Annotated in this window: 7 protein-coding genes and 1 tRNA gene; all 8 read left to right on the top strand. The window is 34.8% G+C overall.

Going from position 1 to position 15,656, the window contains the following annotated elements; translation table 11 throughout:
- Positions 1-79 precede the first annotated feature (79 nt).
- The 8 genes from G7061_RS09325 (at position 80) to G7061_RS09290 (ending at position 15,644) form a co-directional block, all read left to right on the top strand.
- A complete protein-coding gene (locus tag G7061_RS09325; RefSeq protein ID WP_166082309.1) occupies positions 80-568 on the top strand; it encodes a DUF1307 domain-containing protein in 489 nt (162 codons plus the stop codon).
- Between the two features lie 48 nt (positions 569-616).
- Complete coding sequence (locus G7061_RS09320) at positions 617-1,168, top strand: hypothetical protein (protein WP_166120843.1); 552 nt, start codon at positions 617-619, stop codon at positions 1,166-1,168.
- Positions 1,152-1,658: a hypothetical protein gene (locus G7061_RS09315; RefSeq protein WP_166120840.1), complete on the top strand. Its 507-nt coding sequence runs from the start codon at positions 1,152-1,154 to the stop codon at positions 1,656-1,658. Before G7061_RS09320 ends, G7061_RS09315 begins: the two co-directional genes overlap by 17 nt.
- Positions 1,659-1,919: 261 nt before the next feature.
- Positions 1,920-1,995: transfer RNA gene (locus G7061_RS09310), tRNA-Val, on the top strand.
- Positions 1,996-2,727: 732 nt separating this feature from the next.
- Positions 2,728-4,020, top strand: a complete 1,293-nt coding sequence (locus tag G7061_RS09305) for a hypothetical protein (protein WP_166120837.1) — start codon at positions 2,728-2,730, stop codon at positions 4,018-4,020.
- A 411-nt stretch (positions 4,021-4,431) separates the two neighbouring features.
- Positions 4,432-4,983, top strand: coding sequence for a VanZ family protein (locus G7061_RS09300; RefSeq protein ID WP_166120834.1), 552 nt, complete (start codon positions 4,432-4,434; stop codon positions 4,981-4,983).
- An 819-nt stretch (positions 4,984-5,802) separates the two neighbouring features.
- A complete protein-coding gene (locus G7061_RS09295) occupies positions 5,803-6,330 on the top strand; it encodes a hypothetical protein (RefSeq protein ID WP_166120831.1) in 528 nt (175 codons plus the stop codon).
- Positions 6,327-15,644 (top strand): colicin E5-related ribonuclease, encoded by a 9,318-nt coding sequence (locus G7061_RS09290; protein ID WP_166120828.1) that lies wholly within the window; start codon positions 6,327-6,329, stop codon positions 15,642-15,644. Before G7061_RS09295 ends, G7061_RS09290 begins: the two co-directional genes overlap by 4 nt.
- Positions 15,645-15,656 lie beyond the last annotated feature (12 nt).

Raw genomic sequence — 15,656 nt, 5'->3', positions numbered from 1 at the left:
GTTTGTTTGTGATGAAGACGAAAACCTCAAATACTAAAGATAACTTCTATAAAGTATAGGTATACGGGGGGAATACAGTATGAAAAAATTATTAGTTGTATTTGCAATGGGGATGCTACTCATCACAGGATGTACATCTACAGGTAAAGAAACAGTATATGAATGCAAAGGTGCTGATATGCTCGGACTACCAGCAAAAGTAACACAAACGATCACAACAAACGGTGATAAAGTTAAGACTCAAAAAATTGAAACAGTCTTAGACATTAAAGCTCTTTCGGAAGTTGCAGGATTACCAGTTGAGGATACAAGTGCATTAATGCTTGAACAAGTTAAGACTGTTCATAAAGAACTTGAAAAAATTGAAGGTCTTGAAGTTTCCGTTGATGTTAAAGATGCAACACTCACTGAAATCAATATCATTGACTACTCAAAAGCTGACTTGAAGAAACTTCAGGAACTACAATTGGTTGAAGGTCAAAAGGATAAAGAAGCAAAATTTGTAAGTTGGGAAGCAACGCAAAAAGTACTTACTTCAAATGGCTTTACATGTTCAGAGAGTAAATAAAATATAAAGCTCACGAAAGTGAGTTTTTTTTTCTAGGAGGAGACAGGAATGAAAAAATGTATTATCTTTGCAACGTTAGCACTCGTATTGTTGAGTGGTTGTACGAAAGAACCAGAAGTAAAACCTCAAGAGGTTGCAACGCAACAGGACAAGGTACCAGAAGAGAAAATTGAACCCGTCGAAATTATAGAAAACTATGTTTGTAAGATCGAAGTTCCCGTAGATGATATTCAAAGCCAAGTTACAACTGAATATGAAGTTAAGGGCGGTTTTGTAACGAAACAAAAGACCACAATATCAATGGATCTTTCACCAATTCAAGGGGATTCAGACATCCCTGTAGAAGATGTGATTGCTGGAATGAATTTGGAAGAGATTTATGATGATAATGAGTACCCAGGAATCACAACTACAGCTTTCTTTGAAGGAACGATTTTTACATACGTGATGTCAACTGATTTTGAAATTGCGAGTGCAGATGATTTAGTGGAAATTGGCCTGTTTAATGAAGGTGCTACTGATTTTGATCGAAAACAATCTTGGATTAGGACACTCATGTCCGAAAAGCAAGAAGGAGCGACTTGTGAAGCGGTTCAGTAGAAACTATAAAATATTCGCAATTGCAAACATGTTTGTAATCTTAATATTTTTACTTATAAATGCAATCCTTGATAATCGTCAGGTAGCGCTAAGAAGTACGTATGCTAAACTGCATATTGGTTTTATGTTTGTACCCCTTATGATTTTAGTTGGATGGACAATTTTTAGTCTGATCAACACGAGCCAGAAATTACCAAAAATGATGGGATGGCTTCTCAAAAGTTTCGGGGTTTTGGTTGTGCTCGGTTTCTTAAGTACTTTTAGCCTCTATTGTATTTATTCGATAGAGGACCCAGAAACGATTGACGGCGAGCTCTACGTCACTGACTACTATTCAATGTACGAACGTACCCAAGTCCCGCGTTTTTACACAAAAGTCATTAATACTTATCTAAAAGAAAACACGTATTCGTACTACTATTGGCCCGATCAACCGGAAAAGATTGATCAAGGGCAAACGCATGCGCCATCCGTACCCAACAATGAGTAGTTAACTCAAAAGGATACTCACAATCGGTTTATTAGTTAAATAAAATGCACCTTTTATAGAGGTGCATTTTAAATATTTCAAAGATACTAACAGTAAAAATTAGAGATTAAGATTGGAAACATAAAATCACCAATCGACGCTCGTAGAAATGGATGTTCAGTGTAAAACGAATCAATTCCCGAATAGATTTCAAGATTCTTAAAATTGTTGCAAATTATCATTGAGTTAGGCATTCGGCTATGGTATCATATGAGAGCAAATGGACCATTAGCTCAGTTGGGAGAGCGCATCCTTGACGTGGATGAGGTCAGCGGTTCGAGCCCGTTATGGTCCACCATTTATATGATAAACAAACACCTTGAAGTGATCTATTCACACATTTTGGTGTTTTTTTTATGGTCATAATAAGTTAGTCGAACTATTACCTGAAGTTCGCTTTATCGTAAAATGATAAACCAAACACTTTGAGACTTAACCAATGTTCTAGTCTTGATTAAATGTGTTGTATGCAATATTTTAAGTTACAGTTCTCAATTTAAATGGTTGTATAAACCTTAAGATTTTATAGATTTCTTTACGGCCGATAGATACGTCACGACAAAAAGTCGGTCTTTTTATTTATGATTCTAAGTTCACTATTGTAAATAAGGTGAATCTAGATTACTTTAAGTCGTTGTTTGAAGGACGTACAAATAACGATTACTCACTAAAGATACTGGTCGATTCTTTTGGAATACAACACTGCTTATAGCTTCTTATGTATTCAGTAACTGTTTGAATTTACCGTATAATACCAGTTAAAGTCAGATCTGTACATTAACAAATCAAATGTAAAAACCAATCAAATTTACTTTTTCTTAATCTAAAATGATTGGTGGTGAGTGATTAACTTGATGATAAAGATGCTAATAACTATTGATGAAAGTAATGTTATCAAATCTCACGATCAACAAATGTGTAACATTGTAAATAGCCTAAAATCTTGATACGATACAAATAATGACGCAACCGATATAAGGTATAAGACGATTACCCTAAAGTATTACTGTGTGTAAAATAAGGAGTATGTATGAAACCAAAACGAAAAAATATTATATTGATGATTTTATGTATTTTAGTAGTTATTGGTGCGTTCTATGTGTGGAGTCAGCAAGCTACACCAGCACGACAATTTACAGTGGAAGTTGTGGACAGCAATAGTGACGTAGGAAATAAAACTGATGAATGGCTAAAAGCTTATCTTAATCAGTATAAAAACCCAATGAATATGAATAATAGAATCAAGGATTACACTTTAGAACAAATGAACGATCCATTTTCATCCTTTTTGGACGATAAAGAGGATATTATCGTAGAGTATGAGATTCGTGTAGAAGCACAAAAAGAGCCAACTACGCTCTTTGATATAGCACCGACACACGACAATGGAATGTGGACTTATGATATGGTTTTAACATTTTCAAAACGAGAAAGCGTGCTAAAGTATATCAAATCAGAAACACAAGTGAAACGGGAAAAAGAATCGCTTGCTGCTTTTAAGGAAATTGAGAAGAGTGACGAATCAGACCCTCTCGAAGACTTATACAGTGTTGATGATATGAATTTAAAGATACGTGCAAATTCAAAAGAATCATGGATTCAAACACCAATTCCTTCATCCGGTTTTTCTACTCAATTCCAAAACCATTATACAAAAGATAAACGCATTGAGTTTGAAGGGCAAAATATCATTGTTTTTCACAAAAATCAAGGACCAGCCATAACAAGTTCTCAAGATGGAGGAGTGAGTTGGAATACGACATCCGTTATTCCAGACAATGATCTTGGGAATCAACTGCGAAAGTTTTCGGTGTCATTTGCAAATCTTAGTTTTGTGGGGGATGAAGGATACCTTGTGCTGGGAAGTCACGTCGCAATCAACTCGGATATTTTTACGTATCATCATACTACTGATGGAGGACTGAACTGGACTACTGGTGAGATACCCATGTACAGTGAGCATGTTATTGATGCTTCACATATCATTGCTGGTAAACTATTTGTTACATACGAAAAAGATCCAAGCTTATATATTAGTCAGGATGGTGGCGAGACATTTGATGAAGTAATTTTACCAATTGATGATATTGGTCTATATACCGATATTCCTAAAGCATCTGGAATTAGCTGGAATCAAATCTTTTTACAGGCAGAAGCACCGAAATTAGAAGATGGCATCCTAACCATGTTAGTGAATCAAGGTGAGCATGGTGATTTTAATAGAAATGTTGATGCAAAGTTTGTTAGTCAAGATGATGGATACACATGGCAGTTTGACTCATTTGTCGAGAAGCCATTGCCGAAATGGAAGACAGTCAATTAATTCCTAAAGACTAAGGTATGAAAGTGGATTAATAATTTAAGAAACAAATACATTTTTCTTATCATCAGAAACATAGTAAGGGTAAAAGTCTAGAGCAGAATAATCGTCCCTACGCTAGAGTCTATTGAATAAACTCTTTCAATAATCGAATAGATGTTGGCTTCGTATAAGTTATCGGTATCTTAGATAGCTTTATGATTTTGAAAAGAGTAGTAGAATCATTGTCACAGTATTTAAATGCGATAGAAATTAGACATCGAGTATGAATGAGGAACATACGTGCAAAATACGGAATCTATATTTGTGTATGCAATAGAACGCACAAAATCATAGTAGTTTGTAAACCTGTTGCTCACAAAAAGATAAAAGAAACTATATTATAAGTGATGGATTAAAATACAGGAGAAAACAATGGCAACAGAACTCAACACTGGCTTTCCTTTTTATGTTGTAATCTACTTATTTGTATGCGTAAAATTATGGAGAAGAAAAAATATTAGAGATTTTTTTTGGTTTTCGTCTTTCTTGATATATATATTTATGGTAATAGATATAACTATTTTTCCGATCCCAACATCTCTTGCACGAATTGAGAACAATTTTATAATTAGGCATGGTGAACCAATTTGGAACTCGGTCCATTTAATTCCCAATTTGACAATCCGGAATTTTTTGTCTCGAAACTTTGTTCTAAATATGATTATGTTTGCTCCTTTTGGTTTCCTTGCCAATATGGTTTTTATAGTAAAAAGAAGATTTCTTGAAACATTTTCTTATTCATTTGTATTTACAGTCTCAATTGAATTTACACAATTTGTATTCTTATATTTTTGTGGATCATTTAAAATTGTAGATATTGATGATGTTTTTGCGAATGTAATAGGTGCAATGATTGGTTTGCTAATCTATTTGCTAACAACATTTGTTCGAGGGAAACATATTAAACAAAAAGTTGAAATTTAACCATTACGTAGGAGCCAACTCGTTTGGTTAATATGCTTATCTTTTTCTGAAAAAAGTACTTAAAGATACTTATCTATGATTGTGTATAGATGAGTAAGAGATCGGCTGGTTTGTAAAAGAAACGCAAAGCGTTTCTTTTTTTTATAAACCTACCTAGAAACTCCAAAAGTGAACTTTTAAATATGAAAAATTGAGAATTAACAGGTATTTTTAACAATGAAATAACAATATTTTAGTTGTATTAAGGTGTGATCGGAATGTGGGTGAATTAGATTGGATTTTCGCTTGTCTAATCAAAGTTTCGTATATATGATTGAAAGGTACGAATAATAAATCTCTTTTTGGGGAAAGAAGATATATTGCTACACTCAAGAGAGTCATGACTTTTAAGACATTGTGTAGTGAAATAAACATAGATTTACTGCCAATTAAACTGATTGACTTAATTAGTTCGTGGCAACAATGAATATCTCATCAAGAGAAGTATCTACAATTGTGATGTGTGTGCGTAAGCAAGTAATCATCAATTTTAATCGTGGGAGAGGACGCTACGTGGAGAAACATAATCTGAAAGGAGTTATGTGAAATTTGGCGGACAATGCCAACATAAAAGTAAACACGTAAACGCTAATGCTATATGATCGATATCGACCATTTTTTTATTGTGGAAAAATAGTTTGAATTCTAAGAATACAGAAAGATAGCTTCTGTATTTTGGATTCAATGTCGTTAGGTATCAGAAGCTGTCCCATCCGCTTACATAATGTAGAAACTCCATTTTTGTACACAATAATTGCGGTTTACTGCATAGGGGGAAATATGAAGAACAAATTATCTGATAATCAGAAAAAGATAATTAAAATTATTCTTGGAATAATTATTATAGTTATCTTACTTCTATTATTAAAAGCATGTGTTCAGGATAAAAACGATGACACATCTCATCTACCAAAACAAGAGAAAGTTGAAATAGTAAATAAGAAAGAATACGAGACAAAAATAAGTGATATTGAAGGATTATACAGCAATTATGAAGGTAATTTTGGCGACTATCTGAAAACCACAGATCCATATATTTGTGACGAGAATACCGCACAAGCATTCGATTCGTTTGCTAAGTACTTTAAAAATCTCTCAAACAATTACTTTAACATTAAATATGTTGGTACAGAGCCATATGCCGACCAAGTGTATTTTGATGCCAAATACAAGTATACTTATGAATTTGGTGAAGAACTTGAGTTGATGGCAATAGCAATGAGAAGCAATGATACACAGTCTGTGTTAGAAGGCTTTGATGCCTTGTATTTGATAATTGAGGTAATTCAAAATGGGGAAAAATCATGAATATAATTCGTAAAGTAACTATACAAGTACTGACATTTTTAATACTATTGACACTTGTCGTCGTCAATCCAAAACAGAATATTCAAATTTATGCTGACGAATATGGTCCATACTATAACGTATCGTTGAATGAGAAAAGTAGCGCAGAAGAAAAGGATGAATTGTCTCATAGTAGTATCGCAATTCCAAAAAGAAACGTACCATCGAACGTGACTGAAACAACAATGGGCATAGAAGGTTTTTTTGAAGATGCTACACGTCGTGACGCATATACTAAAATTTATGTTAATCACGATACGGGAGAAGAAAAAATAATATATTATCTAGATCCTGTTCATGAATTGGTGAATGGAGTCTGGAGAGATATAGATTTAAAATTTGATGAAAATAAACAAAGAAGTGATGAACGAAAATATTCTAGTGAAACAACATATCGAAGCATTACGGTAGAAAATGACAAGGCTTCGTTGGATACGATTGGTACTGTTGAACTTCAAGAGAAAATAGTATCTGTAGAAGACCAAGTGTTGCTGGATAACACTGGGCCTAAGGTAATATCAACAAATTATGGTCTTGTTGTGCGGCAGGAGACAAACACAGAGTACATTCCTGTGGTAGTACAGCTTGAAGATGATGTAAGAGGTGAAATCTCTGAAACAGATAAGCAAGTTAATTTATTTGATAAGAACAATAAAATAATCGGAATAGTGTCACCTAGAGGATTAAGTGATGGAAAGAACAACCAAATTGATGAGTCTATACAAGTAGAAACTATCAATCAAGATGGTAATATTTTAGAAATAAAATTTAAAATTCCAGATAACATAAGTGAGGCATATAGTAAGCCATTCAATGTCGATGTTGAGATGGAAAAGACTGAGAACTATGGGAAAGGAGATGTTCTTCTTTTTGGTGTTCGAGGTGGAGAGTTATATAGAAATCATAGTTATAACCCTGGTAGCTCATGGGCAAGTGAAGATCGTGTAATAACAGGTAATGCGAACTACAATTACGGTGCAATGCTCGGAGGAACGAGTACGCAACCCCTTGAGAGTATTGATAACCGTGCGATTTTATACTTTCATAATGGAAAATCAATGACCGACATTATTGGATCGGGTCGTGTTGTGAAAAATGCAAGTTTTACCACAAAACATAATACAGGATCAACGGCCGTTAGTCCCAATGGTGTTAAATTCCATACATACATGCTTGATCCAGAGAAGCATTTTGATATAAACAATGTAGATGGAATTACTTATAATAATTATATGAATTATCTAAACAACTCAAACGCCGGTGTCAGAGGTACGGGTGAAGTAAATACACGAGGGGCTCAGGATACAACCCAATTTGTTGACATGACTTTTGATATTACAAATATTGTTCAGTCATGGCAAAATAGCGGTACGCATCATGGGATTGAAATTCGAGGGGTGTCCAATGCTAATGGTGGGCCTTTAGAATCATCAATTGCTATCTTCAATCATCGAAGTGACAATGCTGCTGGCGCTTGGCAAGAATTACGCCCTTCAGTAACTATTACAACGATAAAAGAAGAGCCGATATCCCCGATATTTCCACTCGAGGATTCAGTTTTATTTATGCGACCATTCACCAGTAATGATCGAAAAAATAATGTTGTTCATTTTGGGGCGCTTGGATTTGATGCAATGGTTAGACCAGGATCGACGCTAGAAGTCGAAATTCAGGATTCTGGAAATTCTACTGTATTTAATAGTAAAAATACAGCACTTACTGGTTATCGAAAGTTTTCTCAATACACTAAAGAACTGGGATACAATCTGGTGAGCAATGCACAAACATATTACCGATTAACCTCAAATGTGCAAGTGCCTGAATTCTTTTACAATTCTACGTCACTCAAGAAAACAACGCCCTATACAGTTAGATATCGAACAAGCGATGCCAGTGGAACTTCTAAATGGAAATCGGGTGATACCTTTATAATCTATAAATCAACAGGGTATGACCGTATCAGTCGCTTGCTTGCATTTTATGGTGTGAGTGATAAAGAGCAGTTTATGCGGGATAATAATCTTTCAGATGAGCTACTCGTTGCAGGTAACGAAGTCATCATTCGTAACCCAACTAAAAATCAAACAAAACAATATCAACCTTCAGCTTTAAGTGAAGCAGATAAGAGAATGATTGATGCAGATTTACTCGGTCGAAACCAGCATTGCGAGTATGGGTACGAACCTATTAATTTAAATACAGGTAATTTCATTTATGACAATCCGGATGTTGGATATATTGAAAATGACAAAGAGCATATATTATCGCGACATTACGATAGTATGGGTCTTGGCAAGGATGGGTTATTTGGTCGTAACTGGACGATGTCTATCAGTGAATCGCTCTACTTTTTAGAAAATGGCACCATTCAATATCAGGATAGTACTGGGCGAATTTATACATTTGTCCGTAATGAAGATGGCACCTATAAGACACCCTATGGATCGAGTTATCAACTAAATCGAAGTATATCCGAAACGCGAACATTTACTCGTGATAGTGATTATTATGACCAAGATGATGCTCCAATTAGAGAAAACTACGACGTTGATTATTATCAATATGAATTATCACAAAGTATTAATGATGAGAAAAAAGTATTCAATCACTATGGTGATATCACGGAACATATTTTAAATAAAGAAGGTTTAAAAAATACTTATACATATGATTCCAATAACAATTTGAGTATTTATACAAGTGCTTCTGGCAAGAAGTTCTCTTTCGAATACAACAATTCATACTATGTTTCAAAAATAACTGCACCAAATGGGACGAGTGTTCAATACGGATATGATAGTGACGGTAATTTGACTAAATATGTTGACCAACACGGATTCGTAATTGAGTATGAATACGATAACAATAATCGTATGCTTTCATTTACAAGTCGTGAAGATGGAACAAAAGTCGTTGAGAACGTCTATGACTCAGAAGGCAGAATTAAAAGTCAAAAAGATGCGTTAGGAAACAAATCAACATTTACCTATGGCAATGGATATACAGAGATTACCGACTATAAGGGAAATACAGAGCGTATTACCATTAACAGTCGTGGATATACAGAAAAAATAGAAGATAAAAACGGCTTGGTTATGCCAAAAGAATACGATGAACGTGGTAATTTAGTTTCAGAAACCAAAAAGGACGGCAAGATCTATACATACAGCTATAATTCAAGCAATCTTTTAACGAGCGAAAATAATGCGTTGGGTCAAACTAAATCATACAGTTATGATTCTCAAAACAACATTATTGAAGTCGTGGATTTTGACGGAAATACTATAAGCTATCAGTATGATGACAAGAATAATTTAATTCGCACAAATTTTGCAGATGGGACATTTTCAGAGAATAGATTTGAGAATAGTCTCAAAGTATACTCACGAGATATTTATGGACTGGAAAAGACATATGCCTATCTTGATGGTAATTTAACTCAAGTAGGTTACGCAGACGGAACAACCGAGACGTACTCTTATGATGCACTTGGTTTCTTAGTGTCGGAAACGAATCGTCAGGGTATCACAAAGTCATATACCTATGATCAACGTGGACTCTTAGTATCCGAAGGATCCGGTGATCGCCAGACAGTTTATCACTATGACGGTGATGGTCAAAAAATTGGTGTTACCGATCCAATGGGAAACAATACAGTGTTTGTTTATGATGCGTGGTCGCGCGTTATTTCTATAGAAAATAGTCTTGGTAAGACTTATAAAACATATGACGAAAATGGTAATCAACTGACCGAAACAAATGCTTTAAACGAAACCACTTCATCGGTATATAACCACCTTGACCAAAAGGTCAAAAGTATCGATGCGGCAGGGCGCGAAACAATTTATGAGTATGATACGTTGGGTCGTAATATTAAAACAACGAACTCTGACGGGAGTGAGGACTCTCAAGTATTCAATATGTTGGGTCAGTTAGAGTCATCTACGAAGAATGAGAGAACAACTTATTATGAATATGATACTTTAGGCCGCCAAAGTAAAGTTATCGATTATCTAGGTCGTGAATCAGTCAATAGCTATGATGGTGAAAATCGACTTATAGAAACTATCGATAGTAATGGGGATAAAACGCAGTATCAATACCAGGGTTCTCGCATTACAGCTAAGATACAGCAGGATAGAAAAGAATTATACAACTATGATACAGAAGGAAATAAGACATCAAGTCTAAATTCATTGAATCATGGTAGTTCAAATATATTTGAAGCGGGTGTCATTAAGGAAACAACGCTTGCGAATGGAATAAAACAATATTATGAATACAACGCGTATGGAGAGATTGAGGCCATCCTAAATGAACGCGGTGAAGGAATAACGTATGAATATGACAATAACGGAAATGTCATAAGGGAAACAGATGCGAATGGCAACATCACTCAAAAATTTTACAATGCGGCTAATCTTTTAGTTGAAGAAATCAGTCCGATTGGAATAAAAAAAACCTATGCTTATGATGCGTTAGGCAGACGTGTCGAAACTACACTCTATGACAATGTTAACAACGGTGAATACGTTGAAACAAAAGTATATAATGTGCTCGGACAAATTCAAGAAGAAATCGATGCGCTGGGTCGAAGTATTAAATATACCTATGATGAGGCAGGTCGAGTAATTGTTACTGATACGTATGGACGCAAAACATACAATGAATACGATAAGTATGGCCGTAAAACTAAAGAGGCAATGATTTCGAAAACATTGTCCTATGAGTATAATGAAAAAGATCAAATGATTGTCGAATCTGACTCGAATGGATATAGAAAAACATATGTCTATAATGAAAAAGGTCAGTTGATTGAAAGCCACGATAATCGTGGTAAATCTACTGTACATGAACTGGACTCATTTGGAAATATCTTGTCAACAACGGATGAACGCGGATTAAAAATAGCGCGAAGTTACGATTCTGAAAATCAACTAATTTCAGAAACTGATATTTATGGTAATGTCACCACATATGATGTCAATAAAATTGGGCAAATTACTCGAGTACAATCAGATACAAAATTTGATGAAACATTCTTTGATGAGATTGGTAAGGTAAGCGGTTTAAGCGACATAGTTAATGGTGAGAGCAAAATAAAACATGACTTAAACGGTAATGTTTTAAGTGTCACAAACGAACTCGGAGAAGCAATCCAATTTGAATATGATGGTGAAAATCGTGAAACAAAAAGAATCGATGCCTTGGGTAATGTGACTACATACGAATACGACGCTCGAAATAATCAAATTGAAATTGTATATCCAGATGGTTCAACTGTACAAAATATCTACGATGCCGGAAACCGGCATATTGGAAGTATTGATCAACTGGGATTCAAAACAGAATATGAATATGATGTATATGATCAAAAAATTAAGGAAATAGATGCTTTAGGTAATTCCTCAAAGATAATTTATGATGAAAAGGGTAATGTAATTGAGCAAATAGACAGTAAAGGAAACACTACGCGTTCAAATTATAATGAGAAAAACCAACTTATTGAATCCGTAGATGCCATTGGAAATAAATTACAATATTTTTACGATTCAATGGATAGAAAAGTCAAAGAGATTAAACCAAATGGACTCGAAGTGATTACAGAGTATAATGAATTCGGTGATGTGTTGAGCCAAGGAACTGGTCCGGAGCGGAATCATGATTTTGTTCAAGACTATGATGAATATGGCCGCATTGTATCGAAAAGAGATTTAGCGGGTATTGAAACGCGATATGAATATGACCAGCGAGGAAATGTGATTAAAACGTATGTCAATGGCCAACTTATCTTAGAATCAAAATATAATGAGGCTAATCTAGTTTATGAAGAGATTGACGAGCATGGCTTGAAATCTACGATATCTTATGACGAACTTAGTCGGCAAAAACGCATTGAAGTATCGAATGGAAGATTTAGCGAGAATGAATTTGATGCAAATGGAAACATTATTAGTGTTACTGATAATTTAGGCACAATTTACTATGAGTATGATAGTAATTCACGTCTAATTTCAGAAACAGATCGTTTGGGTAGAAAAAATCTTCAGGTGTATAATGAACGGTCTGAAGTAGTTGAAAATGTTGACTACAGGGGAGTCAAAACCTTTACAAAGTATGATGAACTTGGTCGCCAAATTCTTGAAATTGATGAACTTGGCCGTGAAACACGATATAAGTACGACTCGCAGAATTTAGTAGCGATGGAAGACACTTACGGTCGTTATTTGGAGTTTGAATACGATGAACTTGGTCGTGAAACTAAAGTGAAACTTCATAAAACAGTTGTTCGAGACACATCATATGATGAAATGGGTAATGTAATTTCTATCCGGACACAAGAGAATGAAAAAGATTCATATATATACGATAAGTATGGAAAACTATTAGAAAGCAATGAGTCTGGGGCGCTCGTTAAATACGAGTATGATTCAAAGGGCCGAATCGTATCCAAACAATCTGATGATAAGATCAATTATAGTTATGACCATGAAGGAAACTTGACATCCGTCAAGAATTCGCAAGGTGAAACTACGATGTCATATAACCAATTGGGTGATGTCTTATCTGTAACAGATGAAAACAATAAAACAATCAAATATGGTTACGATGAAAATGGTCATCAAAATTTAATTGAATATCCGAGTGGAAAACAAGTCTATAAAGAAATCGACTCATTTGGGAGAATTCTAAGCATTTTTGATGGTACAGAAACAATTAAGTATAAATATGACGCAGAAAATCAGCTACTAACTTCGACTAATCCATTTTCGAAGACAAACTATTCATATTCTGAACGCCATGAACTTGCCTCTCAAATCACGACATCGACCCAAGACGAAACCATTATTGATGAAATCTACTATAATTATGATGACGCAGGCAACATTACGAATATCAGCTACCCAAAACGCGACATAACTCAGGAATACAAGTATGACAAGCTTGATCAGATTATCGAAGTAAATGAGCTGAAACAGGGTTCTGAAACAATTCGTGAGTTTACATATGATGATCGGGGTAATCGAACGCTTGAAGTAATCAAAGATACAGATGGCCTAAGAACTAAGAGATATGTCATAGGTCAAAATGAACAATTATTAGCTGTTGAAGATACACAAGACTACGATATCACGTACAGATATGATAAGAATGGTAACGTTACTGAAAAAGAATATGATAATGGATTCCGAGAACAATATATTTATAATTCTGAAAACCAAATGATTAGAATTGAAAATAGTGATGCGCGTATCATAGAATACTCGTATGACCAGTTTGGTAATCGAAATGGAAAAAAAGATACTTACTCATATGATTCAGTTGTAAGCAGTAACCGCCCAAGCTGGGATGGTGAATCGCTTAATCTAGCCGACTCAATCAAACATGCTAAGGATTCCTACCGAGATTCACTTACAAATGAAAAATCCTGTACCTTCACAAATCTTAAAGAAAACGAAGTAACAGTTGAGGAATTATATGTGCTGGATTTAAGTATGGAGTATCCATCTGTAGTAGAAAGCTATAAGAATGGAAAGCTTGTAAATAGTACATTGTATAGTTTTGAAGCTGCTATGCATGATACAATTGACGAAACTGAATATTTAGTGTCAAATATAAAAGATGATATAGTTTTAAGTGTTGCAAGCCAGCAAAAAATACAAATGTTTGATTATGACTTCTTTGGAAAGCCGACATCACTGTCGACTCAAAATCTAGGATATAGTGGAGAAATTCACGATGGTGCAATTCAGTACCTACGTGCCCGTTATTATGATACTGAAACAGGAGTATTCTTAACGAGAGATACTTATCATGGAGATTCGGAAGATATTGGATCTCAAAACCGATATATTTATGTACAAAACAACCCGATTAATCGAGTTGATCCAAGTGGTCACTTCTTTAAAAATCTATGGAATTCGCTTAAAACGGCAAATAGTGGGTCGGTATCGGCGCCGATAATAAGTAAAGGTATTTTAGAAGGCGTTTCAAATTTGACGGGGTCGCCAATTAAGAAATCGTATGAGAGTGCCAAGTGGTCATCGGTGGTATATGGCTCAATCGGTCTAACGTTCGGATCTAAGATAACCGAGAAAATTAGTAAGAAATCTGTTAATGCGCCGGCACCGAAAATTATTACAAAGACTAGCCTTCAGTTAGCAATAGAGGCGAAGCAAAAATCTGCGAATGCTCAACTAACTTTAGATCAGAAAATAAACTTAGAAATCGATGAGTGGAGAGCACGAGGCTTAACTGAAGAACAGATTAAGAAAAAGAAGATTGAGTTTATAAAAAAATATTGTGAACAATTGGGTATGGAAGGAATTAGTTTTATTAGAGCAAATTCTCAACTTACGAAACTTAGGGCAGAAAATGATGCAAATGATAAAAAAGAATACTCTTTCTTAGATTATATGTCTCGTTTTATAAATGCCGCAGGGGACAGAGTAGTTGGCTTTGGAGATTACTTATATAAAGCAATGCTAAATAATGCTGCAAATGATTTAATTAAAATTTCTGAGTATTCTGAAAAATATGGTTATTATGGTGTACAGTACTATATGGATGATAAAACGAGAAAAACTGGTAATGCAATCTTAATTAGTATTGTTGAAACACCTTTTAGAGTAGTAAATGACGCGGGATCTGGACTTGAAAATTTTGCATCCGCAGTGGATAACGCACTTAATGGAGAATGGGGTAAAGCAGGTAAACATGTTATTCAAGGTACGATAGACCTTTCAAAAGCTGGATCTGATGTGTTATTTTTGATCTCTGCAATCGGAAGCGGTGGGAGTAGTACAATCATTAAATCTGGATTAACACTTGCACTTACGCAAGCTACTAGCTCAACGTTATCATTCACAGTTCATATCGTTGAAGAGGATTATGATTCTGCATATAATGAAATAGGTAATATCGTGAGCGGGTTCATTAAAGCAAAGTTCTTTAAATCACAATTACAGGGGACGGGGAATGTTAGTGATGATATAAAATTTGGAAGTGATACTAAATCAACGACAAAATTGAATAATCAGATGAACCAAAGAGGATGGTCAGAACAATCTGTTAAGAATACTGTGGATAATCCGTATACAACAAGAACTTCCACAAATCTATCTACTGGAAATGCTTCTACGGTTTATTACACCAAGGATGGAGCATATGTAATTATTGATAATATTACAAAAGAAGTAGTACAGATTAGTGATGCATTAAATCCTGCAAGTTGGATACCCGATGCCAATATCATTGACCCATTTTTACCATAAGAGTTAAGGAGG

The organism is Erysipelothrix sp. HDW6B (assembly GCF_011301115.1).
Lineage (GTDB): Bacteria > Bacillota_I > Bacilli_A > Erysipelotrichales > Erysipelotrichaceae > Erysipelothrix > Erysipelothrix anatis.
This window is presented reverse-complemented; position numbering and strand designations above follow the sequence as displayed.